Below are 26,670 nucleotides of genomic sequence, written 5' to 3'. Positions count from 1 at the left end.
AGCAACATTCTAGTGAACGAGCGTCAGCAATAGAAAACGGCTCCCATACAGCGGACGCCGTCCGGCCGTCATACGGAACGGACGGTGGCGAGCGCAGTGCGGGAGCCGTTGATCTTGGCGGTATTTCCGGCGTTATGCAACGATATGCAATCGCGGAAAAATACCGGCCATCCCATCAGGGAACGATCAGAAGTCGGACATGTGGAAGCCGTTCTTCATATTCATGCTGGTGGTGTAGAGCACGGAGTCGAGCAGCTTGTCGGTTTCCGCCTTAAGCTGCGCGGCCATGGTCTCGTTGGCGGTGGCGAGCACTTCGCGCGCCTCGCCGTTGCGGACGGCTTCGATGATTTCGTCCGGTTCCATCGGCTGCACGTCGCCAGTCTCGTCGTCCGCGTCGAATTCGTCGATGACGTCTTCCACCAGACGGTCGATCTGCCCGTCGGTGGCGGCTACCATGCGGTGGCCCATGCCGCCGGTCTTCTCCTGGTAGCGTTCCACCGCGTTGGCGGTGTCGGCGAAGCTGGCGTCGCACAGGGCCGCGATGATGCGGTTCTCCCAGTAGAAGTTCTCGGAGGTGACGCGCGTGGTGGTGTCCTCAAGGTACTTCGGCGTGGAGTCGACGTTCGGGAAGAACGGCACGAGCGTGTTAAACGGGTTGGAGCCGTAGGCGATCCACTGCACGGCACGGTTGACCTGCGGGCGGTACGGGCGGATCTGCATGACGGACAGCTGGCTCTGACGGTTGATGCCGATCGGACGGAACATGTGGCGCGAATGCTGGTCGCCGAGCTTGCCGTACGGATCGTACGGGGTGCCCTGATAGTGGGAGCTCAACACGTACTTCACGTCTTCGATGGTGATCTTGCGATCGGGCTGGCGAGCCCACGGAATGTCGTCCGAAGTCGGCTGGTGGTCGGCGTCCCGACCGTCCCACTGCTCGTCGTACGGGTTGAGGAAGCGCTGCATGTACCAAGCGCGCGGGGTGTTGTAAACATGGTCGGAATCAGAGTGGGAGCCGAACGCGTCACGCGGATTGAACGGGGTGACGTTCTCCACGGCCAGGTCGAGGTGGTTGCGTTCGATGAATTCACCGAGGTCCGCGGAGCACATATGCTCCTCCTGGTCGCCGAGGGCATCGTCAAGGTCGAATTCGTCGATGCCGAGCTGGTTCGGCATGGTCACGTATGCTTCGTCCGGCACGCGCTTGGCAATCCAGTGGTGGCCGCCGACGGTTTCAAGCCACCAGATCTCATCCACATCGGAGAAGGCGACACCGTTCATCTCGTAGGTGCCGTACTGTTCGAGCAGCGCGCCGAGACGGGTTACACCTTCGCGGGCGGTCTTGACATACGGCAGCACGAGGGTAAGGAAGTCCTCTTCGCCGATACCGCCGGGCACTTCCGGCTCGTAGCCGTCTTCGCCTTTCTTGCCTTTGGCTGGGGTGAGTTCCACGAACGGGTCGGCGCCGAGCACGCGCTCGTTGGTGGTGAGGGTTTCGGTGGCGCTCATGGCCACATTCGCCTCATTGACGCCGGCTTCGCCCCAAATGCCTTCCTTCAGATCCGCGTTCGGCACGGCCGTGTACTGCAACGGCTCGTCCGGCAGATCCACTTCCACATGGGACAGCACGCTCTTATAGTGGCGCGGCTGCTCGTCCGGCTTGACGACGATGAAGCGCTTCGGGCAGAATTCGCCGTTCGCGCTGTCCTCATTGCGGGCGATGATGGTCGATCCGTCATAGCTTGCGTCCTTGCCGACCAGAATCGTGGTGCATGCCATATATGTAGGTTCCTTTCGTTTGTTTTGTTTACGTTTGCGGTATTCTTTGGTATTATCTTGCGATTACGCGGTTTGCGCCTTGCCGGCTGTTCTCGCCGGTTTCGCCGGTCACGCCTTGCCGGTCAGGAAGATAGCGCCTTGGTCCGCGATCGCACCGGAATTACGCAACGCGCGTTCCATCTCGTTGAGCCAGAAGCCTTGATTGAGACCATTGAGAGGCGCGGTGGTGCCCCATACGTGCAGGTAGTATTCGTGATCCCGATCAGGCGGATACGGACCGTTGTAACGCATGGTGACGGCGGGATCGTCGCTACGGCCTTTCAACAACGGCGATGCGGCGGACGTGCGTCCCTGCACCGTCTCGGGAATCATCGCGGAAACCGTGCGGGAAAAATCGGCCGGAATCGCCAATGCATGTGAATCGTTGAAATCGTACATCAGCGCGTCCACGGGCAGATTGGCGAGCGACCAATGGTTCCACTGGAAACCGCACACCGGAATGGAATCGGGATCGACGAATTCCCAATGCAGAAACTGCACGGACGGGTCGAGCTCGTCGATATAGAAGGGGAAGGAAACAATCGGAGTGCCGTCGATGCAGTTCTCAGGCGGCGCCGCCTTGGCGAACGCGTCGGGAATGACGGTGAAATCTGCGGAAATCTTCATGCTTCCAGTATCGCGCATGCGCGTGACGCGACGCGGCCGTATGACGCGTCTACGCCGGTGGCGCAATCGACGCAATCGCAGCAATCGACACAACCCGCAACCGAAACGACCCCGTCCGCGCGGCGATCGCACGAAACGGGGTCATTCCGGGAAACAGGGCCCATCAGAACCGAATCGCTCTCATAGGCACATTTGCAGTGGCGGAACCCTGCGGCCGCGATGACGCAGCCGCAAAGTCCGGAATAGCCGAGTGAAGGAAAGAAGGGAAATCACTCGGCCGGCTTGTAGAAGTCGCCATTGAGGGCTGCGGCCGCCTTGGCCTTGGCCTCTTCGAAGGTGACTTCGGCGAGGGAGGCGCGCACATCGTCCAGCGCCACCGGGGTCATGGACAGCGAGTTGACGCCGAGACCGGCCAGCACGACCGCCAGATCCGGATCGGCCGCGGCCTCGCCGCACACGCCCACCGGCATGCCCTTGGCGTTGCCCGCGTCGCAGATCATCTTGATGGCGCGCAGCACCGCCGGATGCCATGCGGTCTGATAGTTGGCCACGGAGCCGAGGGTACGGTCGGCGGCAAGGGTGTACTGGGTCAGGTCGTTAGTGCCGATGGACACGAAGTCGGCCACGTCAGCCACCTTGTCGGCCATCAGGGCGATCGACGGCACTTCGGCCATCGCGCCCACGAACTTCAGACCGAAGCTCTTGCCGAGCTTGACGAAGTAGTCGGCCTCATGCTGGTCGGCGACCATCGGGGCCATGACCCACAGGTTCGCGTCGGTTGCGGCGTCGGCGGCGGCGAGCGCCTTGAGCTGGCCTTCGAGCACGTCCATGTGGGCGCGCAGGGTACGCAGGCCACGCAGGCCGAGGGCCGGGTTCGGCTCGTCTTCCGGAGTCAGGAACGGCAGCGGCTTGTCGGCGCCGGCGTCGAGCATGCGGATCACGACCTTCTTGCCCGGGAACTGGCTGAGCAGCTCGGTGTAGGCCTTGGTCTGCTCTTCGACGCTCGGCGGCTCGGAGTTGCCGATGAACAGGAATTCGGTACGGAACAGGCCAACGCCTTCGGCGCCGTATTCCAGCGCCTTCGCGGCATCGGACGGCTTGCCGACGTTGGCGAGCAGCGGAATCAGATGGCCGTCCTTGGTGGCGCCCGGCTTGCCACGCAGTTCCTTGGCTGCGGCGGCACGGGACTTGGCGGCTTCGGCGGCGGCAATCTCGTCTTCGCTCGGGTTCACCACGATCTCACCCTTGGCTGCGTTGACGATGACGTTGGTGCCGTTCTCAAGTTCGGCGGCTTCGGCGGCGGAGACGACCGCGACGATGCCACGGGCGCGCGCCAGAATGGCGGTGTGGGAGGTCGGACCGCCCTGGGAAGTGACGATGGCCAGGGTCTTGCTCATGTCGAGCGCGGCGGTGTCGGCCGGGGACAGGTCTTCGGCGACGAGCACGAACGGGGTTTCGCTGACCGGCAGTCCCGGAGCGGGAGCGCCCATGAGGTCGGCGATCACGCGCTGGCCGACGTCATGCAGGTCGGCTGCACGCTCGGCCTGGTAGCCGCCGATGGCGCGGAACATGTCTTCGACCGCGCCGAAGCCTTCCAGCACGGCGCGCTCGGCGGTCTTGCCCTGGTTGATGAGGTCCTTGATGGACTGCGCAAGGGACGGATCGGAGGCGAACATGGCGATGGCCTGCAGGATCGGGGCGGCCTGCTTGGCGCCTTCGTCGCCGTTGGCGGCCTCTTCGGCGCGACGGTTCAGGTCGGCGTTGACGAGGGCGAGCGACTTTTCGACGCGGGCGATTTCGGTTTCCGCGGAGATGTTTTCGGCGCGCGGAGCGTCCGACGGTTCCGGCAGCGGAGCGGCCATGCGAATGACCGGGCCGACTGCGACGCCACGACCGATACCAACACCCTTAATGTTCATGAGAACTCCTTTTCCTGTTTCCTTGGAAAAAATATGGATACGCAAACGATTGCAGGATTATGCCTGCCTTGCATAGGTGAGTTACTGCAATGATCCCCACCGTCTTTGCCGGTAAATCATTTTCAGCCTGCGATTAGTATACACGAAATTCCCGCAAAACAAAACCGGTAAACGTTTTCTGTGTTTCGTAAAAACTGTGCTATGATAATCGCAAGAAATGCAGATGCCGGCAAAAGCCGCATAATGCAATCGATATGCAAAAATCGATATACATCGACGTGTAAATATCGAGACAACCCAACGTAAGCAAACCAACCACCAACCACAACAAAGGAGACCATTATGGCAACCCGCAATCTCGTCATCAACGATCCGGTCGGCATTCACGCCCGTCCGGCCGCCATGTTCGCACAGGCCGTCACCGCTTCCGGCCAGACCGTGACCATCGCCAAGGAAGGCGGCAACGCCGTTCCGGCCGGCTCCATCCTGTCCATCATGGGTCTGGGCATCAAGCAGGGCGACACCGTGGTCATCAACGTCGAAGGCGACAACGCCGAGGCCGTGGCCGACAACCTGGCCAACATCCTCGTCAACGCCGAGTGACGCACCGCATAACGCACTGACGCACTGACGTACGAACGTTTCGACCGCCCGCCATATTCGACGGGCGGTCGTTCTATTCTTAATAAGCTCTTCGCGGCTCGAACCGGTTCATCAGACCAGACCTTTGACCGAGAAGCACACAGGGGTTCAGGGCACCCTTTAGGGCATTTTGAAAAACACTTAGGGAGCCGGCAAACGCAAGCCGGACACGACGGAAAGGACAGCGCATGGCAGGCAGAACCGACAGCGGCAGCTCAATCACCAACGTCGCGGCGACGGCCGGCGTGTCCATCGCCACCGTCTCACGCGTGCTGTCCGGCAAACGCGGCAAGGACGACGATATCGCCCGCCGCGTGCGCGAAGCCGCCAAACAACTCGGCTATTCCGTCAACTACGCGGCGAGCGCGCTGCGCAGCGACGTAACGAAAACCATCGGTCTGGTCATTCCGAGCGCCACGGAACCGTTCTCCGCGCAACTGCTCGACGAGATCGAGCCGACCATCGACACCGAATCGCAACAGCTGCTGCTGGGCATCGGAGCCACGCAGGAAGCGCAGGCGGAACGCATCGAATCGCTGGTCAACCGCCATGTGGACGGGCTGATCGTGGTGCCCGCGGCCGGCGCGGACCTTGCCGGAACGTTGAACCAGTACGCGAACACGCTGCCGATCGTGCAGATCTGCGGACGGCAGACCGCGCCGCGCGTGTCCGTGGTAGGCATCGACGAAAACGCCGCGATGGAGGCGATTGTCAAACATCTGGCCGAGCAGGGCATCGCGTCCGCCGCGTATATGGCCGGTGACGAGCTGTCTTTCGAATCGGCGGAACTGTTCGCCACATTCCACACGCATATGCGCACTTACGGGCTTGTCACCAGCGAAAACTGGAACCAGTTCGGCGAACGTACCGTGCAGCGCGGTTTCGATTGCGCCATGCGGCTGTTCAACGGGCCGCTCGTACAGCCGGAAGCCGTGGTCTGCGCCGACGATGCGATCGCGTTCGGCGTGATGGTGGCGTTCGACGCGTTGGGAATCCGCGTGCCGGAGGACGTGCTGGTGGTCGGCTACCATGATTCCGCCATCGCGCGTACCACCATGCCTCGGCTGACGTCGGTGCGTGCGCCGTTTGAGCGTATTGTGTCGGAATGCTTACGATTGCTGGCTTCCGGTCCTGCCGGAGGCGCGGCGGAGACGGCTGCTGCGCCAGGCGGCAGCGTGCGCGCGCCCCGAGTCATGCTTGCCCCGCAGCTTATTGTGCGGGATTCCTCGGTGTTCCGCCGGTGAATCGCGAATCGAATCGCCGGTAATTACTGGAAATTACGAAAATCACGGAATCGGCGCGCAGAACAGCGCTTCGAACACCAAAACCGGATTGCCGTTGCCGTTGAGCCTGCGGCGCGCGGTGGCGATGTTCTCCAGCCGGCGCACGGCTCCGGCACGGTCGAGCCGTACCGACAATTCCGTGATGGCGGAACGGTTTTCGAGGTTGATGAGCCCCACCGCGTCCTCGGCGTTGTTCTGCAGCACCGCCACGTCACGGTAGATGCTGGCGACCGAATTGAGCGCACGGTCGAGCACGTCACGCGTGAGTCTGGTGGCACGTCGTTTGAGCTCGTCTTTTTTGGCGATCGCATTGTATGCGCCACGCAGTTTCGGGGGTATGCGGTCTTTGGGTCCGAGTCCGTTGATGCGGCGGAAATCGGCTTCCGCTTCGGACGCTTTGACGTTGACTTCCGCTTCGGCCTGCGCCTTCGCGTTGTCGATGAGGTTGCCGGCCAATAGCACGGCATCCGACGCGCGATGCAAGCCGAGCACGCCGACGATGAGCTCGTCGCGGTCCGTCATGACGCGTTCGTCCTTGGCATACAGGCTCGCGATGCCGATGTGCCCCTCCGACAATCGTGCCGCACGCGCCGCGATATTCGGCTCGAAACCTTGCGATTCCAAGAATTTCGCCACCGCCTGGTTGGACGGTACGGCCAAGTTGACGATGCGCGTGCGCGAGCGGATGGTCGGCAGCACGTCTTGGGCGCTGGGCGCGCACAGCAGCCAGATGGTGTGCGGGCTCGGCTCTTCGATTTCCTTCAGCAGCACGTTGGTGGTGCGTTCCATCATGCGGTCGACGTCTTCGATGATGATGATGCGCCACGGCGCGGTGCCGGGCATCTGCTCGGATGTGGTGATGATGTCACGCACCTCGCCGATGCCGATGGTCACTTTGTTGGTGGCCAGCACGCTCACGTCGGGGTGGGTGCCGGCAAGCACCTGCTCGGTGGTTTTGGTCGGCTCATCGTTCAGGCCATGATCGGGGCTTTCGAGCGCGGCGGCGAACGCGCGGGCAACGTTGGAACGGCCCGATCCGGGAGGGCCGCAAATCAGCCACGACTGCGCGATGGCCTTCGGGTCGCCGCTGGCGATGGCCTTCAGCTGTTCGACCACCTGCGCTTGGCCTACTATGGAGTTCCACACGCTCATGCGATACCCCCGTCAGCGGTGCTCACGGTGTCGAAATCGGCTTTGATACGCGCCCACACGTCTTCGATGGACTGGCTTGCGTCAATGACGTGGAACCGTTCCGGCTCACGTTCAGCCAAGTCGAGGAACGCGACGCGTGTGCGACGCTGGAAGTCGTTGCCGGCCGCCTCCATGCGGTCTTCGGCATGCTGCAGCCGCGCATGCGATTGCGCCGGATCCATATCCAGCAGATACGTGCGTTCCGGCAGCAGACCGTTCGTGGCCCACATGCTCAGGTTTCGGATTTCCGCGGCCGTCAGCTCGCGGCCGCCCGCCTGGTACGCCAAAGAGGAATCGAGATACCGGTCGGTGATGACCACCGCGCCGCGTTGCAGAGCGGGCAGAATCACTTCCGCGACGTGCTGCGCGCGGTCGGCGGCGAACAACAGCGCCTCCGTACGCGGGGCGATGTCGGCACAATCGTTCTCATCCCCCGTATCCACGCCGTGCAACAGCATTTTGCGAATCGCCACGCCCAATGCGGTGCCGCCCGGCTCGCGCGTGACCACGCATTCGCGGCCCTGAGATTCAACATATGCGCGCAACCGTTCGACCTGCGTGGTCTTGCCCACGCCGTCAACGCCTTCAAACGAGATAAAAGTGCCCTGCATGCCTTTCACTGTACCGTGCGCCCCTGCCGTGCCCGGCCATTCGGCCCACGGCTTGGTGTCGCACGATGCCGATTGTCTTGCGGAACATCAGATCGTGCGACGTTTCGCGCGCCGCATAACGTCAGCGTGCGGGAACGACTTCAGGACGCGCGTAGCCTTCGTTGGCGGTCAGCCAGTCGACGTCAGCCTTCACGGTGGACGCGGTGGAGCCGATCTCCTTCGCTATACGCGTATTCGCCCAACCCTTGTCGGCCAGTTCACGCACCTTGGCACGGCGGTCGGCACGCGCCTGTTCGGTCGCGCTCACCTTCTTCGCGGATTTCGCTCCTTTGGCAGCGCCCTTCTTGGCTCCCTTCGCAGCCGTCTTGCGGCCACGACGCTTCGACGGCCCCTGCGCGCGCTTCTCCGCCAGCAGGCGGAACGCCTCGGCCGGTTCGATCGATTCGGGCGCATACTGCTTCGGCAGTGTACGGTTTGTCTCGCCGTCGGTGATGTACGCGCCGTAGAAGCCGTCCTTGATGGTCACGTGCTTCTGGGTTTCCGGATCGGTGCCCAAGTCGCGCAGCGGCGGCTTGGCCGCGCCACGTCCACGACCGCGTCCGTACTTCGGCTGCGCGAACAGTTCCTTGGCCTTCTCCAAGTCGACGGTGAAGATCTCGTCTTCGGAAGCCAGCGAACGCGTGTCGGACTTGCCGTCGGCACCGGTCTTGGTCAGGTACGGGCCGTAACGGCCATTGTTGGCCATGACCGTAACCGTTTGCATTTCGCCGGTTTCGGCGTTCGCCTCATCGTAGGAGCCGACTTCGCGCGGCAGGCTCAGCAGTTTCAGCGCGTCTTCCAACGTCAGCGATTCGGGACTCATCGTCTTGAACAGCGACGCCATCTTCGGACGGTCGGAAGCCGCCTTCTTACCGCCGGAACGCTTCGTCTTGCCCGCCTTGCCTGCGGCGGACTCGGCAGCGGTATCGCCGGCATCTTCCGCGCTCGGCATGACCAACGCCACGTACGGGCCGAACCGGCCATTGCGTACCTCGACGGTGCCGCCGGACACCGGGTCCTTGCCCAGTTCACGCGGCCCACCGGAATGGTTTTCAATCAGATCGTGGCCGACCTCGACGGTCAGCTCATCCGGAGCGAGCGTATCCGGCAGCGAGGCGCGCTTCGGATTGCCTTCCGCATCCAGATGCTTCATGTCCTCAAGATACGGGCCATAACGGCCGACGCGCACGTGCAGGCCATCGCCGATATCGATGGTGTTGATCTCACGCGCATCAATCTCGCCAAGCTGCGCCACCTGCTGCTGCAGGCCCTCATGCGCCTCGTCGGCGGACTGGGCCGCACCATCGCCGGAACCGAAGTAGAAGCGGGTCAGCCACGCCTTGCCGGTCTCATGGCCACCAGCAATCTGGTCGAGGCCGGTTTCCATATCGGCGGTGAACTCGTAATCCACATACTTCGGGAACTTCGTTTCAAGCAGTTTGGTGACGGAGAACGCCAGCCAGGACGGAATCAGCGCACGGCCACGCTCGTACACGTACCCGCGGTCGATGATCGTGGAGATGATGCTCGCATACGTGGACGGACGGCCGATTTCCTTCTGTTCTAACGTTTTGACGAGCGACGCTTCGGTGTAGCGCGCCGGCGGCTGGGTCTCGTGGCCGTCCGCGGCAACGTCCACGGCGGCAAGCTCGTCGCCCGGCTGCATCGGCGGCAGGGAAACGTTGTCATCGGTTTTCTTCGAAGCCTTCGCAGACTTTTCGGCCTTATCGCCAATCTTCACGCCCGCCGCCTCGGCGCTCTTCTTCGCGTCGACAACGCTACGGCGGCCCTCGCCGGTGGCCTTCATGAAGCCGGGGAATTCGATGACGGTGCCGGACGCCTGGAACATGGCCTCGCCGTCGGCTTCGGTCGGCGAGGACAGACGCACGGTGGCGGTGGAACCGGTCGCATCGGCCATCTGGCAGGCCAGCGTGCGCTGCCAGATCAGGGTGTACAGCTTGAGCTGGTCGGCCGGCACTTTGGTGGCGATTTCAGCCGGATCGCGGAAATGCGCGCCCGCCGGTCGGATACATTCATGGGCTTCCTGCGCGCCCGCCGTCTTCGTGGCGTACTGCTTGGGCGCATCGGACAAGTACTTTTCGCCGAAGTGCCGCGACACCGCTTCACGGGCGGCCGCGATCGCCTCCTGCGACAGCGTCACCGAATCGGTACGCATATACGTGATGAAACCGTTTTCGTACAGCCCCTGCGCGGCACGCATGGTCTGGCGCGAGCTCATGCCAAGGCGATTGCCGGCCGTCTGCTGCAGCGTGGACGTGGTGAACGGCGGCACCGGACGGCGACGGTACGGCTTGGTTTCCATCGACGAGACGGTGAACGTCGCATATTCCAGCGATCGCGCGATCGCATTCGCGTGCGTTTCGTCCAGCTGCACGACGTTGTCTTTGACGCCGGCGGCGGTCAGCTGGCCATCATCGCCGAAATCCTTGGAACCGGCCAAACGACGGCCGCCAAGCGACACCATGCGAGAATCGAACGCAACATTGTTGCCGTCGGCGTCGGGCGCTTCCAGCGTGGCGGTGACATCCCAATAGGGGGCACGCACGAACGCCATGCGCTCACGCTCACGTTCCACGATCAGACGGGTGGCCACGGACTGCACGCGGCCCGCGGATAGGCCCGGACCGACCTTGCGCCACAGCACCGGGGACAGCTCATAGCCGTACAGACGGTCCAGAATACGACGGGTTTCCTGGGCGTCCACCATGGCGGCGTCCACATCACGCGTGTTGTTCAGCGACGCCTTGATCGCTTCCGGCGTGATCTCGTGGAACACCATGCGCTTGACGGGCACCTTCGGCTTCAGCGTCTGCACAAGATGCCATGCGATCGCCTCACCTTCGCGATCCTCATCAGTGGCGAGGTAGAGGGTGTCTGCCTTCTTCAGCGCGCTTTTCAGGTCGGCAACGGTTTTCTTCTTGTTGCCGTCCACGATGTAATACGGCTTGAACCCGTCTTCGATATCCACGCCGAACTTGCCGTATTTGGCTTTCTCGGCCGCCGGCACCTGGCTGGGCTGGGCAAGGTCGCGGATATGGCCGACCGATGCCATGACCGTGTATCCGGAGCCCAAGTATCCGCCAATCTTCTTCGCCTTGGTAGGAGACTCCACAATAACGAGCTTGCTGCCGGTAGCCATAGCCACTCCTTATTACTAGTGATTGCAACGCAATAATACTCACTGAATACGGAGAAATGGCAAACCGCCCGTGTGGCGTATGGACGGCAGCATGCCCGGAACCGGCTGTTTTCAGCGCTTCGGCGGTGCGGGCGGCGCTCCCACCAAACCCAGTTTCGTCAACGGCGAGGCGGTCAGCTGACGCATGGCGAGCGTTATGCCAAGCACCAGCGCGGAAACGGCGGCCGTCAGCAGCGCCGTGGAAACGTACGCGCCGGCATTCGTCCATTCGGCGCTCATGGCGAGTCCCGGCTGAATCTGCCAGATGATATACGCGCCGTACAGGATGCCCAATACGCCAATCGTCAGCATCACACTGCCGACGATCTGCACGCTTGCCGACGAGACGCGCGTGCCCGGCTCATCCATGCCGCTGGCGAACGTGGTGGCAAGCGCCAGCAACGCCAGTCCGCCGACGATCAGCAGCGCCATAATCACGTCGGTCGGACGATGCCATTGCGCCGCGATCACCGACAATCCGACCAGCACCGTATACGCCCAACCAATCACCGCCACCAGCGCACGCAGCACGCGCGGCACGGCGCACAGCAGCATCACGCTTGCCGCAGCGGCAAGGATGACATGCCCGGAAGACGCGGAATTATTAGGATTCGATTCCAAATTAATAAGATACGGGCGTGGCAGCAGCGGCTTCAACAGTTCGGCCGCGGCGAAACACAGGCCTCCGAATACAGCGAGCTGCGCGATCGACAGCCACCGTTTGCGCACGATCAGCACGGCAAACGCGATTGCCCCCATGATGACGCTGACGGTGATGACCACTGCGGAAATGGCGAAGACGTGCACGACCGGCGCCAGCCAACCCGGCAACGCGGCATCGAATTTCGACCAGACGATATCCTCATAGCTTTGGCCGTCCATGGTACGCACGCCAAGCCACCAGACGCCGGCGGAAGCGGCAAGCATCAGCAGACCGAACACCACGCACAGCACGATGCTGGACACGCGCGGATGGCGGGTCAGCGGATCCACCTGAGCCAAGCCTTTGTTGACATCCTGCGGAGAAAGCACCGCCTCGACTTCGCGCATATCAGGGAACGACAACGATTCCAACGGTTCCGCAGGCGTTGCTGCCGTGGGCTGCTGAAGCATGTTCACAGGCTGCTGTGGATCTCGGACAAGTGGCTTGAATTCGTTGGTCATAGTCACCGAGAATACGGCATCGCCCCTACTGTGGGGAACGAATCGGAGAAGATATAGAAAAACCTCCACGCACCCGGAAGAGGCCACTTACCCTTGCTGCATTCCTGCCCTGGGGGAGTTGGGTGACATACCGCCACGCGGAGGCTCTTGCCATATTACACCATGCCCGGACCTCGCCGCACCGACTAGACGCACGGGTACACTTGAGAAGGAATCGCACGCCGCCCCTGTGCGTTTGCGTGGCTGCGATAAGCATCGATAACGTTTGGAAGGTTGTTTTGTTATGACTGATGCGGTGGAGTATCCCGATCTGGTGGTCGTGGGCGCGGGCCTGTTCGGCCTGACCGTGGCCCAGCAGGCCGTCGAGCACCTGGGCGTGAGGGTCGAGATCATCGACGTGCGCGACCATATCGGCGGCAACGCGTACAGCTACATGGACGAGGAGACCGGCGCGGAGATCCACAAGTACGGCGCGCACCTGTTCCACACGTCCAACAAGAGGGTCTGGGACTATGTGAACCGTTTCACAAGCTTCACGGACTACGTGCACCGCGTGTACGCCACGCACGACGGCGAGGTGTATCCCCTGCCGATCAACCTCGGGACCATCAACCAGTTCTTCCACGCGCACTACACGCCGGCCGAGGCGAAGGCCCTGGTCGACGAGCAGGCCGGCGAATTGGCGGGCACGGACCCGAAGAACCTCAACGACAAGGGCATTTCGCTGATCGGCCGCCCGCTGTACGAGGCGTTCATCAAGAACTACACGGGCAAGCAGTGGCAGACCGATCCGAAGGACCTGCCCGCGGGCATCATCAACCGCCTGCCGGTGCGCTTCAACTACGACAACCGGTATTTCAGGGACACGTGGGAGGGCCTGCCCACGGACGGCTACACCGCCTGGATGGAGCGCATGATCGACGATCCGCGCATCCACGTGACCCTCAGGACCGACTTCTTCGACGAGTCCCAGCCGTACAACAGGAAGGCGCTGGCCGCGGCGGGCGTGCCGGTGGTGTACACGGGTCCGGTGGACCGCTACTTCGACTACTCGCTGGGCGAGCTGAAGTGGCGTACGGTGGACTTCAGGGAGGTGCGTTACGACGAGGGCGACCATTTCGGATGCCCGGTGATGAACTTCTCCGACCCGGACGTGCCGTACACGCGCGCGATCGAGTTCAAGAACTTCAACCCGGAGCGCAGGGCTTCGCAGAACCCGGACAGGACCGTGGTGTGGGAGGAGTACAGCCGTTTCGCCGAGCGCGGGGACGAGCCGTATTATCCGATCAACACGGAGGCCGACAAGGCGTTGTACGCGAGGTACGAGGAGCTCGCGAAGGCCGAGCCGAGGACCGTGTTCGGCGGCCGTTTGGGCACGTACAAGTATTACGACATGCACAACGTGATCGACACCGCGTTGACCGCGTACGAGGAACAGGTCGAACCACTCCTCAAAAAGTGACGCGATATACATTGCGCAATATATGATTCCCGTTCACGCTGCGACGGCGCACGACCATTGGCCGCCACCGCCGCAGCGTTTCCGGGACAACAAAAATCCCTATGGCATTACCCCAGGCCATAGGGATTTTCATTATATGCTGATTCTGCCTACGAATCAGGCGAGTGGGTCGAGACCTACGAGATGGTTGCCATTGCCATCGCGGGTCTGCCGTCAGCAACGCACGCTATGCGCGCCACACATCCTTGCCGGCGGCCTTCGCGGCCGCCACATCGGCGTCAAGCTGCTCTTCGGTGCCTTCGACCTCACCCTTGATGAATTCCTCCACCAAGCGGCGGGCCTCGCCATCCTCGTGCTGCACGGCCGGAGACTTCATGAAGTAGGAGCTCGGAGCCAGAACCGGACCGGCCAGATGACGATCGAGCGCGATCTTCGCCGCACGCACGGCGTCGATCACAATACCGGCGGAATTCGGGGAATCCCACACCTCGAGCTTGTATTCGAGGTTCAGCGGCACATCGCCGAACGTGGTGCCCTCAAGACGCACGAAGGCGAACTTGCGGTCGTCAAGCCAAGCCACGTAATCGGACGGGCCGATATGCACGTTGTGCGGATCCATCTCGTGCGGCACCACGGAAGTGACAGCGCGGGTCTTGGAGATCTTCTTGGATTCCAGGCGGGAACGCTGCAGCATGTTCATGAAGTCCATGTTGCCGCCGACGTTAAGCTGGTACGTACGATCCAGACGCACGCCGCGATCCTCGAACAGACGGGCCAGCACGCGGTGCGTGATGGTGGCGCCGACCTGCGACTTGATATCGTCGCCGACAATCGGCACACCAGCGTCACGGAACTTCTGCGCCCACTCCGGATCGGAGGCGATGAACACCGGCAGGCAGTTCACGAACGCGCAGCCAGCGTCCATAGCGGCCTGAGCGTAAGCCTTGTCCGCCTTCTCGGAACCAACCGGCAGGTAGGAAACCAGCACGTCGACCTTCTTGTCACGCAGCACCTGGGCCACGTCCACCGGTTCGGCGTCCGACTCTTCGATCATCTGGCGGTAGTATTCGCCCAAGCCGTCGTTAGTCGGGCCACGCAGCACCTCCACGCCCAGATTCGGCACGTCCGCGAACTTGATGGTGTTGTTCTGAGAAGCGCCAATCGCCTCGGACAGGTCCTTGCCCACCTTCAGCGCATCGACGTCGAACGCGGTGACGAATTCGATGTCACGCACGCGGTAGCCACCGAAATTGTTGTGCATCAGGCCGGGAATCTTATCCTCGTCCTTGGTGTCCTTGTAATACTCAACGCCCTGCACCAGCGACGAGGCGCAATTGCCCACGCCGGCGATAGCCACTCGAATGCTCATCTGAAAACGACTCCTCTGTTATGCGTTTCGCAGGTATACCAATCCCCAAGCATACCCACAAACCGCATTGTAAACTGAAAAATCACTGAAAAACGGCCATATTACGGCAGTCGTCAACAGATTGTCGATTTGTAAAAAAGCTGCGCAAAAACATGTTTTTCCAGTCGGACAGCACTATCTACACCCTTGTTTTTCAGGTCGTTCGGCTACGGTGGAAACCATGGTTTCACGAACACGAAGTGTCAGCTCACGCTCAAAAAGCGCCCGCAGCGGCAGCGCAACGTCCACGACGCCACGGGTGGGCACCACCTACGGGGTCCATGGAGAAGTGCTGAGCAAGCCGCCCCAGGGGCCGAAGCACACTTCGCATCGCGCACCCAAAAAGACCAGAAAACACAAGCATCTCGTGCTCAAATGGGTGCTCGGCATCTTCGCGGCGCTCATCGCGGCAGGTATCGGCCTGTTCGCCTACATGTACATCACCACGGAAATCCCACAGCCGGAAAAGTTCGCGCTGGCCGAAAAGACGACCGTGTACTACAACGACGGCACCACGCCGATCGGCAGCTATGCGGAGCAGAATCGCGAAATCATCAGCTGCGCAGACCTGCCCGACTACGTCGGCAACGCGATCGTGGCATCGGAAGACCGCTCCTTCTATACCAATAAGGGCATCGATCCAATCGGCATCGCACGCGCGTTCTACAACAACCTGACCACCGGTAGCAGGCAGGGCGGTTCCACCATCACCCAGCAGTATGCGGAACGCTATTATCTGGGCGAAACCACCTCGTACGTGGGCAAACTGCGTGAGGCGTTCCTGGCGGTCAAAATCGCCCAAGCACAGGACAAGAGCCAGGTGTTGTGCAACTACATGAACACCATCTATCTCGGCCGTGGCGCATACGGCATCCAGGCAGCGGCCAAAGCGTACTTCGGCAAGGACGCGAAGGATATGACGCTCTCCGAAGCGGCCATGCTTGCCGGCATCATTCCCGCGCCGAGCGTATGGACCCCCGACGTGAATCCCAAGCAAGCTGAAAAACGTTACAAGCGCGTGCTGAACATCATGGACGAAGACGGCTACATCACGCCGGACGAGAAGAAAGCCGCGAAATTCCCGCAAACCATCGAAATCCAACAAAACAACCAGATGTCCGGACCGAACGGATACCTGCTGACGATGGTGCAGAACGAACTCGTCAACACCAAGGCGTTCAGCAAGCAGGACCTGGAAACCGGCGGCTACAAAATCGTCACCACCATTGACAAATCGAAGCAGGACCTGATGTTCTCCACCATCAGTCCCTCCCAAAACGGCATGCAAGGCATCGTGCCCGACGGCATGCAGTTCGGCGCGCTGTCGGTGAACCCCAAGGACGGTTCCATCATCTCGCTGTACGCAGGAGACGACTACCTGACCAAGCAGCTCAACAACGTCACCCAGGCAACGTACGAAGTCGGCTCCACCATGAAGCCGTTCGCATTGCTGGCCGCCGTCAACGAAGGCGTCAGCCTCAACACGTACTTCAACGGCAACTCGTACCGGACGTTCCCGGGCATCACCGAAACGGTGAGCAACTACGGCGGCGAGAATCTGGGATACGTGAACCTGTACACGGCGACGGAACAATCCTCGAACACCGTGTACATGGATCTGCAAACCAAGCTCGGCGCGCAGAAAATCGCCGAAACCGCACGGCAGGCCGGCGTTGACGATTCGTCTTTGGATGGTTCCAACCCGTTCACCGTGCTCGGCAACAACGGCCTGACCCTCAAGGACATGACGCAGGGATACGCCACACTGGCCAACCAAGGCAACAAGCCGACGCTGCATATCGTTGCCCAAGTGCAGACGGCGAACGGCACCGACCTGTACAACGCGCCGACCTCGGCGGAGCAGACGTTCGAAGCGAACAACGCGAATCTCGTGACGAAGGCGCTTACCGGCGTGGTCCAGCGAGGCACCGCCACCGAGGCGCGTGCCACTGGGCACACCATTGCCGGCAAGTCAGGCACCGCAAACGATTCCAACGCAGCGAGCTTCATCGGCTATACGCCGTCCATGCTGACTTCTGTGGCGATGTGGTATCCGGACGCCAACGGCAATCCGCAGCAGATCCCTTCGTTCGGCCGATGGACCGGCGGCAGCGACTACCCCGTGCATCTGTTCACCGAATACATGAAGCAGGCCCTTGCCGACACTCCGAACGAAACGTTCCCCGACGCCACCGATAACGGCAAGGTCGGCGGACCGGACGGTACGTGGGGCACCGGCGCGCAGAAGACCTGGACTAGAAAGCAGCAGACCACCGTGACTCCGCGCACCGAGGAGAACACCCAACAGACCACGCCGAATCAGACCGAGGAAACGCAGAATACCGGTCAGGGCGGTGGCGACGGCGGTAATAGCGGCGGTATCCCCGCTAACGGCGACGGTAACGACACCAACGGTGGCAATGGCGGAGGAACCAGTGACGATAATTCCGGTAATAACGGCGCCAATGGCGATACATCGCAGCAATAGCAGTCGCTGACTGCGATTGCCGTCGCGGTCAGCAAATACGCAAGGGGGCTTCCCGGTTATTCCGGGAAGCCCCCTTGGTTTTGCCGCGTGCACACGCGGGCGCATGGTCGTCAACGTCGTTTGTCAGAATGCATGCACATGCTGGGCAAGACGGTCGTATTCGGCGCGCGTCAGCGAGGCGACGCCACCGTGCTTCGTATGCGCGGTGAGGAAGTAATCGTCCGCCTGCAACGGCACCCAGCCCTGATCGAGATCGCGGCTGACCATCGGACGGTATCCGATCGACGGAATCACGTCCACGAACAAGTACCATTCGTCGTCCGCGCCACCGTTGTTGTGGTGGTTGGCGATTAACAGTTTGCAACAGAGTTCTGATATCTCAATTACTAGATATGGAAAGATGCCGCTGCGAAGAACTCCTGCGGCATCTTTTCATCGTGTTTAAGCACGATATTACTTCAAGTGCATACGCAAATTACAACCTTTTCACTTACGATGGGCTTCCACTAAACGACGGTACTCATCAACTGCTGCAGTACGAATACGATCAAACGAAAGATGATCATTTGCTCGTAGATCCCACAATCCCATTTGAGCAAGATACTGTTCGGCAGGTTTGTCCTCATCTCGATAAACCCAATACATCATATCGAACAAAGACCACCAAGTATAGCCAATAAGATTCATACCCTCTGCACGCAATTCATCCACAGCCGCTACCGATTCATGCAACCAACGGATTCTTTCCTCGACAGGACCAGGAGAACACGTTTCAGTCAAATATACTGGCAATTCGTATCTTTCCGAGAACAAAGTCAGTACATCTTTGAGCCCCTCGACACCATCATTTTGGAATGGCAGTGGATCATATGGCGAACCATCATGCGGATCTCCTGCCACATACTTCACTGTGGACACCTGAGGATAGTAATTAACGCCAATTACATCCGGTTTTATTGAATTATCGAGATACCACTGGAAGTCATCATCCTGAATACCATGCTTGGATAACCAACCGTAGAGAGGATGATTCGAATTCATCCGACCCATAATTGTGTCTTCCACAAGGAACCTGCGTTGTTTTAGGAAACCTACCTCATCAGAGTATGCATCCACATCACCAGCGAATCGGAATGATGCTTCAACATTCACGAATGTAGATTCTGGCGACACCTCGCTAATCGCTTGCTGAGTTAAAATCATCCCTTTAGTAATCTGCCGGAACAACTTAACAAACCCATCATCACCAACAAGATACGGTGGCCAATAGCCATATTGGCCGCAGTACATCATATTCAACAATGGCTCATTCAACGGAGTCCAAATATTGAGCCGGTTCTGATAACGCTGCGCCACTGTTGCCGCATACTCGGCAACATACTTTGGATAATCAGTATTTAAAAAACCATTATCAAGCCATAACGGTGTTCCATAATGCATAAGATCGACTATGACATCAACACCGATTTCTTCGAAACGGTCTACAACCCGGTCAAGCCAATCAAAACGGAATTTGCCAGGCGCAGGGTTTACCAAATACCAAGGTATGCCCCATCTTGTTTGATTCGCCCCAGTCTCCGATATAAGACCAATATCGTCGTACCAGCATTCATAATGCTTAGTTAGCTCATATTCATCTAAGGCACGCATACCTGGACGAGTCTGAGGAATAAAAGTATCTTCAATTCCTAATGAAAAATTGAGTTTTTCTTTATTCTCAAACCACTTTTTTACAGGCGAGACTTTTTGATTAACCATGATTTCATTATCCTTTCATACCACTCATGGCAACGCCTTCGACAAATTGCTTTTGGACAAAGGCGAATATGATTACCAGCGGAATAGCGGCAATAACTGCGCCAGCCATCATGATTCCATACGGAATCGCTCCTCCAACGGAGCCATTAAGCAGAGAAAGTCCCGCGATCAATGTGCGATCATCAGACTTAGATGTCATAATTAATGGCCAAAGCAAATCATTCCAGTTGTTCATAAAATTGAATAAAGCTAATGTAAACAGCCCCTGTTTTGCATTCGGCAACACAATCGACCAAAAGACGCGAAACTCATTCGCCCCGTCAATGCGAGCAGCATTGTCAAGATCTCGAGGCAATGAAATAAAAAATTGTCGGAGTAGAAAAATACCTGCAACATCAGCGGCACGAGGCAAAATCATGGCAACCATGTTGTAATTACCGATAAGCCCCATGGAAGAGAGCATCTTATACGTTGGAATAAGGAGCGCTTGGTATGGTACCATCATGCTCGCAATTAGCACGAACAACAACACATTCCGTCCTCGGAAATCGAGTCTGGACAATGCGTATGCGGCCAATGCGTCAAACGCTACAGAAAACAGCGTAACGAAACCGGCAAAAATCACAGAATTTCTGAACTGTGTTCCTACAGGAATTCGGTTGAATAATTGTACATAATTATCCAGCGTTAAAGAAGACGGAATCAGCTTCGGAGGCCAGGCATTGACTTCTTTGCTCGGCGCAAATGATGTAACCAAGCAAACAAAGAACGGAAAAACAGTAATTAATGAAGTTAGAATTAGAAGTATATATACTCCGACGCGGCCCAATAATACTCGTGGAGTAATGTACCGCGATGAATTGTGAGATGCAGAAACCACTGATCCTTTTTTCATCACATGGACTCCTTTTCATAACGGTTATTAAGGACAAGCTGGATAACCCCCACAATGAAGGTGAAAACCAGCAAAACATAGCTAAGAGCCGAAGCTGCGCCAAGATGGAAATTACGGAAGCCTTCAGTATAGATTCGATAAACAACCGTCTCAGTCATATGATCAGGACCACCAGACGTCATGACATAAATCTGATCAAACGCCTGGAAAGACTGGATCAAAGCCATTATGACGACATAAGTCATAGTGCTACGAAGCCCCGGAAGCGTAACAGAAGTAAACTTTCTCCACGCACCGCAACCATCAAGCTCCGCCGCTTCATATAGCTCATGCGAAACCCCTTGCAATCCTGCAAGAAAGATGACCATAAAATAACCAAAATTCTTCCATACACCAACCACAGTAACCGTAGGAAGGGCCCATGTAGTGCTACCGAGTACATCACCCATATGAATGCCAATCTTGGATAACCAATATGGCAGGAAGCCTAAATTTGGGTCAAGAATGAACTGCCACGCCATTGCGGCAACAGCCATAGAAATAACAAACGGGAGGAAGATGGCGGACCGGAAAAACCCTCTCAAAGGTAAATCATCACGGTTAAGAAGCATCGCAACAGCCAAAGCTACGATAATTAGTAGCGGCATATAAATAACCGTATATATCAGCGTATTCAAAAGAGCATGTACAGCATCTTGATTGGAGAATAAATCCGTATAGTTTTTCACTCCAATAAATTGAGGCTTATTAAATCCCGTCGCATTGGTAAAACTCATCCACAGCGCATAAAAAGCAGGATAAAAAACGAATGCCCCGATAATCACAATTGCAGCAGCACTGAATAACCAACCCATTCGTGTCTGAGCCCGCTTCATTTCATTCCGACGGACAGGAGAATCACTTGTGACCAATGAGCGTGGTGGCTTGTATCCACTTGATGATGCACGCATCTACTTTCCCTCCCAGCTTCAAAAAGGGGTGCGAGCCCCAGCTGCAAATCAATTGATACTCGCACCCTCTCTTCAGCTTAAATTAATTCATTCCTCAATATATCCTTGAATTTTATCGTTAGATTTTTGTAGAATATCCGTCAAGTCACCCGTAGATTCAGAAATCTTTGGGCCAAGAGCATTTAGTTCAGACTGAACATCTGCAAACCCAGACGGAACACTTCCAAGAAGCAGACTGGAATGATCCATATAAGGGCTAATTTGAGAAACGAAATTGTTGCTCTTCATATCGTCAGCAGTAACATCCGTACGATTGGGTGGGTAGTTTGCCTTAACCGCCCAAGTAATCTGATTCTTTTTATTATTAAAGAACTTCATCCAAGCATAAGCAGCCTTCTTCTTAGCATCATTACCGTCGACCTGTGAAGTCGTATACCAATAGTTAGCCGCAACTTCTGTGACCTGCTTCTCCGGCCCCTTCGGCATTTCAAATGTGCCGGTTTCAATTCCTTTCTCTTTGGCAGCATTAACAATCCAAGGCCCGATCCAGAACATCGCCGCCTTACCGGAGCAGAACAACGTCTGAGCATCCACAAGCGAAAGATTGCTCGGCGAGGACTTCTTCGCATAGAAATTATCACGAATCCAAGTAAGTGTATCCTTAGATTTCTTAGAAGTCAGGTTAGCCTTCCCGTCAACAACTAAATCTGTTCCGGCTCCCTGTAAAAATATCGGAAGATATCCAGCGTCCTTATCAGCAAGAGCAATCCCATACTGGTCAGGAGTACCATCTCCATCCTTATCAACGGTCAACTTTGACGCAAGAGCAGCAAGATCATCCCACGTCTTAGGATATTGATCCTCCGTGATTCCAGCCGCATCAAAAATAGCCTTGTTGAAATAGACGGAATATGGAGCATGGCCCATTGGCACTCCATAATGTTTACCGTCCACTTCTCCATCTTTGACAACATTCTTACGGTAATGACTTGTCTCATTAGAAGAATCGGAATAGAAATCATCCGTAGAGACAATAGCCCCCTGCTTGATGAAGCCTTTTGCACCATCTGGCTGATAAGTCACCACATCCGGACCATTACCAGCAGAAATTGAAGACAGAAGTTTATCATTAATTACATTCCAAGGATTCTGTTCAATTGTCACCTTCACATTGCTTTGCGATTTATTGAAATCGTCAGCAATAGATTGAACTACTTTCCCATCATTCTCAGTAAAACCGCTCCATACACTAAGCTCTGTCACTCCGCCATTGGAGCCTGCGGCCTTTGAGCCGCCACCACATGCTCCAAGAGAAATCACGGATGCAGCAGCTACAACTAACGCAGCTGCCCTGATTCCCTTATTCATATTTTTTCTCCTTTATCCGATTTGCCGCTACGCCTCTGTAACAGCTTCTTATTTTTCATAGCCCGCACCCCTTCGCGACCGCCAAAATCATTCATTAGCGGCACGATGGAAGTACATAATGCTCAATCAAGTCAAAAACATGTAGTTATAGACCCTCCTCCTTTTTCGGCATTCAGAGATTCCCTCAACGCCACAATAAAATTAACCGACTTCTTTGTTGGCAACATCACCTCGTTGGATTAAACAATATTTTCAACGTTGTAATTTTGATTATACAACTTTTTCTATCGTTGTACAACTTTATGACACACCGATAGAAGAGCCATGCAAACCTGTACTTGCGGCACTTAACACACACGGAGTTCCCGCGAGCGGACCGCCATCGGCCGGCAGCACGTCCGTGGTGGTAGGGGTCCACAGATTGTCGGGTTCCGGCACGCCGAAATCCGGACCGTCGGCGGTCCACTTGACCACACCGACGCGCGCGTGGCGATTCGGGTCGAACAGCGGATCGCCCTTAATTTCCGTGTAGTTGCGGCAGTGGTAGATCATCAGGTCCTCGGTGCCGTCCTCGGACTTGGTGAATGAATTGTGGCCCGGACCATACTGACCGTTCTCGGCGCAGGTCTTAAACACCGGCACCGGGCTCTTAGTCCAGGAGGCCTTGTCCAGCAGATCGCTGCCGCACTCGGCGGTCAACAGTCCCACGGCGTACGGAACGCCGGTGCCGGAGGCGGAATACGTGATGTAGATCTTGTTCCCATGGAACAGGAAGGCCGGTCCTTCGTTGACCAGGAAGTCGATGCATTCCCAGTCGTATTCCGGCTTGGTCAGCATGACGGGATCACTGCCCAGCGTCCACGGATTGGCCATCTTGGCGATATACAGGTTGGAGTTGCCTTCGATGGCGGGATCCTTCTGCGCCCATACCAAATACTGCACGCCATCAATCACTTCGGTGGTGGCGTCAAGTGCGAAGGAGTCGATCGGGGTGATGATCTGGCCCCTCTCCACCCAGTTGTCGGAAGTCGGATCGTCGTCGGTGTTCTCCAGCACGAACATGCGGTGCGTCGGCAGGCCGGATGCTTCGAAATCCGTTGCGGCGCCTGCGAAATAGATATACCATGCGCCATTGATGCGATGTAGTTCAGGGGCCCAGATGTAGATGCTCGCCGGGCCGGATTCGTGCTTGCGCCACACCACCGTCTCGGGAGCCTTCTGCAGATCGTTGATATTCGACGCGTGACGAATGGCGATGCAGTTGTATTCCGGATCGGAGGCGGTGAAATAATACTCGCCGTCAACCTTGAGCACCCAGGGGTCTGCGCGCTGAAGCACGATCGGATTGTTGTAAACAACCATGTTTAGTCCTTCTCAATCCGTTGTTCCAGTATTTACAACGTTGAATATATCATTCTTACATCGTTGTAACAACTTGGGCGCGTCATTGTCGGAAGATGCTTGGATGCGGTGCTGCCGCTGGGCATGGGCGTCCATCGTTTGCGCCATTCATGCCAATGTCGGTGCCGCCGTCGGTCATGGGTGCTCGACACACTCAAGGCCGTTCGGCCAAGCTTACGGCCGAGCGCCCATGCCCGGCGGCGGCACCTTGGGGGAAGAGCCGACTCAATGGGTACGCACGCTGGGAGAAACTTGCCGGAAGGCAAGCGAAAGCTCAGAGGACGAGGGAATCGATGGGGAGTTTGGTGGATTGGCGCACGACCAGCGATGATGCGACCTTGCGGAAGACCTTCTCCCCCGGCCTGTCGGCATTCGGGTCACGGCCGTCGATGCGCTCCTTGAGCACTTTCACCGACAGACGGGCGACCGCTTCAAGTCCCGGCGCGATCGACGTCAGCGCCGGCGACAGGTACTGTGAATCGTCGGAATTGTCGAAACCAACCACGGAGATGTCGTCGGGAATGTGCAAGCCGTGCATCTGGATCGCGTGCATCACGCCGGAAGCCAGCATGTCGTTCAGCGCGACGACGCCATCGACTTCGACGCCGGAATCCAACAACGCGTTCATGGCCCTCACGCCGTCACTACGATGCCACATGCCTGATTCGACGACCAGCCGATCGTCGAATTCGACGCCGGCCTCCTCCAGCGCCTCAAGATACCCTTGGTAGCGCAGTGCGGCGGAACCGACTTTCTCCCCCGGATGAACGCCGACCACGGCCACGCGGCGGCAACCGGTCGTCAGCAGATACTGCGTGGCACGCTTCGCGCCTTCGACGTTCTCGGTGGCGATGTGGTCCACCTGATCGGTGAAGATGCGTTCGCCGACCAGCACGAGCGGATAATCGACCTTCAGCTGCTCGACGTCATCCTGCCCAAGCTCCAACGGGCTGTAGATCAGGCCGTCGATCATCATCTGCTGGGACCCGTGCAGCGCTTCCAACTCGCCATCGCGCGAATATTGCGTCGGCTCCACAATCACGCGCAAACCGACTTTCTTCGCCTCTTCGATGACCAGCGACGACAGCTGCGCGAAATACGGCATCTGCAGATCGGGAATGGCCAAGCCGATGATGCCGGTCTGCCCTCGGCGCAGGTTGCGCGCCGATACGTTCACCGTGTATCCCAGTTCCGCGATGGCTTTGTTGACCTTGTCGCGCGTGGCCTGCGAGACGAATTCGTAGTCGTTGACCACGTTGGAGACGGTTTTGATCGACACTCCGGCCGCCTTGGCCACCTCACGCATGGTCACGACATGCTCGCCGTTTCCCCCCGTTCGCTTCGGCATATATACCCCTTTTGTCATTCAGCGGACTCAGTCGGCATCGAAGAAACCAACCTCCATTGTTACACCAGCATAGTCGGGGTCAAGCTCCTCCGCCGTTTGCATATCCAGAATGGGCATGCCCTCCTTGGACCAATGCACGCGGCGCACTTGGGCGTCGCGGCCACCATAGCGGCCGTGCTCGTATTCGGCGTTGTGGAACACGTAGATGAGGTTGCCGTCCTCGTCATGCGACCACATGCCGTGGCCGGTGCCGAGCTGCCAACGCCCGTTGTACATGCCGGACTTCTGCAGCGGATAATCGAGCTTCGTCCATACGCTGGCGTCGGTCAGATCGGCTCCCTGTCCGGCCGGGGCGGTGACCAGGCCGGTCGTGTAGTCGATGCCGACCAGCGAGCCCGAGTAGATCAGGAAAATCGTTCCGTCATGCACGATGGCGTTCGGTCCTTCGGCGATCATGTTGTCCCATGCGAATTCCGGCACGACGATCTGCTTCGGCTTGCTGGTGAGCCTCGCCGGACGAGCCGGGTCAAAGCTGGCGATCCAGATGCTGCCGACCTGCTGCCATGCGTAGTACCAGCGGCCCGAATCGCACAGCACGGTCATGTCAAGCGAAATGCGCTGGATTGGATTGAGCGTCTCGCCATCCGGGTCGAGGATAGGCTCGGGCACCGTCCAGTTCTCCGGCTCGCGCGGATCAAAATCCGTGCCGTCGGAATGCTGCTTGAGCTGCATGATGTGGCAGCTGCCGGTCCACATGTCCGGTTTGCCGGCACGATCGTTGGGGGTGCCGTCGGGATTGACGCGCGGCCCATCGAAGCAGGGCATGAACAGGACCGACAGCTTGCCGCCGATCACATGCAGTTCCGGAGCCCAGAAGCAGCCGGTCATCGGACGATCTTCGCTATTGAGATCGCCGCATGCGAGCAGATCGATCTCCTTGGCCTGTCCGCCCGCGGCGTCGGAAAGCGCTTCGATGGAGTCGGCGATGCGCAGCGGCATATGGGTCCTGCCGTCGTTCGGATCCACGCAATTGCCGTCGGTGTCATCGGTGGCGATGAACATGAACATCGGCTTGCCGTTGAACTTCCACGCGAACACC

Annotated in this window: 20 protein-coding genes and 1 other RNA gene; 4 read left to right on the top strand and 17 right to left on the bottom strand. The window is 58.2% G+C overall.

What is annotated here, in order from left to right; genetic code table 11:
- Positions 1 to 186: 186 nt before the first annotated feature.
- The 3 genes from OGI63_RS02730 to ptsP form a co-directional block, all read right to left on the bottom strand.
- Complete coding sequence (locus tag OGI63_RS02730) at positions 187 to 1,779, bottom strand: C69 family dipeptidase (protein WP_011742704.1); 1,593 nt, start codon at positions 1,777 to 1,779, stop codon at positions 187 to 189.
- A gap of 108 nt (positions 1,780 to 1,887) precedes the next feature.
- Positions 1,888 to 2,445, bottom strand: coding sequence for a YbhB/YbcL family Raf kinase inhibitor-like protein (locus OGI63_RS02725; protein WP_041777218.1), 558 nt, complete (start codon positions 2,443 to 2,445; stop codon positions 1,888 to 1,890).
- A 269-nt stretch (positions 2,446 to 2,714) separates the two neighbouring features.
- Complete coding sequence (ptsP, locus tag OGI63_RS02720; protein ID WP_041777217.1) at positions 2,715 to 4,364, bottom strand: phosphoenolpyruvate--protein phosphotransferase; 1,650 nt, start codon at positions 4,362 to 4,364, stop codon at positions 2,715 to 2,717.
- A 342-nt stretch (positions 4,365 to 4,706) separates the two neighbouring features.
- Between ptsP and OGI63_RS02715 the strand changes: the two genes are divergently transcribed.
- Positions 4,707 to 4,967, top strand: coding sequence for an HPr family phosphocarrier protein (locus tag OGI63_RS02715; RefSeq protein ID WP_003807548.1), 261 nt, complete (start codon positions 4,707 to 4,709; stop codon positions 4,965 to 4,967).
- Positions 4,968 to 5,194: 227 nt separating this feature from the next.
- Positions 5,195 to 6,250 carry a LacI family DNA-binding transcriptional regulator gene (locus OGI63_RS02710; protein WP_011742700.1) on the top strand — a complete coding sequence of 352 codons (1,056 nt, stop codon included), beginning with the start codon at positions 5,195 to 5,197 and terminating at the stop codon, positions 6,248 to 6,250.
- A gap of 42 nt (positions 6,251 to 6,292) precedes the next feature.
- Here OGI63_RS02710 and OGI63_RS02705 read toward each other — a convergent pair whose 3' ends face one another.
- The 5 genes from OGI63_RS02705 to ffs form a co-directional block, all read right to left on the bottom strand.
- Positions 6,293 to 7,441 (bottom strand): DNA polymerase III subunit delta', encoded by a 1,149-nt coding sequence (locus tag OGI63_RS02705; RefSeq protein ID WP_085347221.1) that lies wholly within the window; start codon positions 7,439 to 7,441, stop codon positions 6,293 to 6,295.
- On the bottom strand, positions 7,438 to 8,091 hold the full coding sequence (tmk, locus tag OGI63_RS02700; protein WP_003807542.1) for a dTMP kinase: 654 nt from the start codon (positions 8,089 to 8,091) through the stop codon (positions 7,438 to 7,440). The genes OGI63_RS02705 and tmk overlap by 4 nt, the downstream gene beginning before the upstream one ends.
- A gap of 121 nt (positions 8,092 to 8,212) precedes the next feature.
- Entirely contained in the window at positions 8,213 to 11,290 is a 3,078-nt protein-coding gene (gene topA, locus OGI63_RS02695) for a type I DNA topoisomerase (protein ID WP_041777216.1), read from the bottom strand.
- Positions 11,291 to 11,401: 111 nt separating this feature from the next.
- Positions 11,402 to 12,493: a phosphatase PAP2 family protein gene (locus OGI63_RS02690; RefSeq protein ID WP_011742697.1), complete on the bottom strand. Its 1,092-nt coding sequence runs from the start codon at positions 12,491 to 12,493 to the stop codon at positions 11,402 to 11,404.
- Positions 12,494 to 12,546: 53 nt separating this feature from the next.
- Positions 12,547 to 12,643: signal recognition particle sRNA small type (ffs, locus tag OGI63_RS02685), an RNA gene on the bottom strand.
- Between the two features lie 133 nt (positions 12,644 to 12,776).
- On the opposite strand from ffs, the gene glf reads away from it, so the two are divergent.
- Complete coding sequence (glf, locus tag OGI63_RS02680; RefSeq protein ID WP_011742696.1) at positions 12,777 to 13,955, top strand: UDP-galactopyranose mutase; 1,179 nt, start codon at positions 12,777 to 12,779, stop codon at positions 13,953 to 13,955.
- Between the two features lie 226 nt (positions 13,956 to 14,181).
- Here the strand turns inward: glf and OGI63_RS02675 are convergent, their stop codons facing one another.
- On the bottom strand, positions 14,182 to 15,324 hold the full coding sequence (locus OGI63_RS02675; RefSeq protein WP_011742695.1) for an inositol-3-phosphate synthase: 1,143 nt from the start codon (positions 15,322 to 15,324) through the stop codon (positions 14,182 to 14,184).
- 220 nt (positions 15,325 to 15,544) lie between these two features.
- Here OGI63_RS02675 and OGI63_RS02670 point away from each other — a divergent pair, with 220 nt between their 5' ends.
- Complete coding sequence (locus OGI63_RS02670; RefSeq protein ID WP_041777215.1) at positions 15,545 to 17,851, top strand: transglycosylase domain-containing protein; 2,307 nt, start codon at positions 15,545 to 15,547, stop codon at positions 17,849 to 17,851.
- Between the two features lie 123 nt (positions 17,852 to 17,974).
- Here the strand turns inward: OGI63_RS02670 and OGI63_RS02665 are convergent, their stop codons facing one another.
- From OGI63_RS02665 to OGI63_RS02630, 8 genes are all read right to left on the bottom strand, one after another.
- On the bottom strand, positions 17,975 to 18,151 hold the full coding sequence (locus tag OGI63_RS02665) for a hypothetical protein (protein WP_231837099.1): 177 nt from the start codon (positions 18,149 to 18,151) through the stop codon (positions 17,975 to 17,977).
- 186 nt (positions 18,152 to 18,337) lie between these two features.
- Positions 18,338 to 19,609: a family 1 glycosylhydrolase gene (locus tag OGI63_RS02660; RefSeq protein WP_011742693.1), complete on the bottom strand. Its 1,272-nt coding sequence runs from the start codon at positions 19,607 to 19,609 to the stop codon at positions 18,338 to 18,340.
- 7 nt (positions 19,610 to 19,616) lie between these two features.
- Positions 19,617 to 20,504, bottom strand: a complete 888-nt coding sequence (locus tag OGI63_RS02655) for a carbohydrate ABC transporter permease (protein WP_011742692.1) — start codon at positions 20,502 to 20,504, stop codon at positions 19,617 to 19,619.
- Positions 20,504 to 21,454: a carbohydrate ABC transporter permease gene (locus OGI63_RS02650; protein ID WP_011742691.1), complete on the bottom strand. Its 951-nt coding sequence runs from the start codon at positions 21,452 to 21,454 to the stop codon at positions 20,504 to 20,506. Before OGI63_RS02650 ends, OGI63_RS02655 begins: the two co-directional genes overlap by 1 nt.
- An 87-nt stretch (positions 21,455 to 21,541) precedes the next feature.
- On the bottom strand, positions 21,542 to 22,822 hold the full coding sequence (locus tag OGI63_RS02645; protein ID WP_011742690.1) for an extracellular solute-binding protein: 1,281 nt from the start codon (positions 22,820 to 22,822) through the stop codon (positions 21,542 to 21,544).
- Between the two features lie 300 nt (positions 22,823 to 23,122).
- On the bottom strand, positions 23,123 to 24,184 hold the full coding sequence (locus OGI63_RS02640; RefSeq protein ID WP_011742689.1) for a family 43 glycosylhydrolase: 1,062 nt from the start codon (positions 24,182 to 24,184) through the stop codon (positions 23,123 to 23,125).
- A 313-nt stretch (positions 24,185 to 24,497) separates the two neighbouring features.
- A complete protein-coding gene (locus OGI63_RS02635; RefSeq protein ID WP_041777212.1) occupies positions 24,498 to 25,571 on the bottom strand; it encodes a LacI family DNA-binding transcriptional regulator in 1,074 nt (357 codons plus the stop codon).
- Positions 25,572 to 25,598: 27 nt separating this feature from the next.
- Positions 25,599 to 26,670 (bottom strand): family 43 glycosylhydrolase (locus tag OGI63_RS02630; protein WP_264309055.1); only part of this gene is annotated, 1,072 nt, incomplete at its 5' end.

The organism is Bifidobacterium sp. KRGSERBCFTRI, from assembly GCF_025908335.1.
Note: the sequence above shows the minus strand (reverse complement) of the source record. Positions and strands in the feature narration are given on the sequence as shown.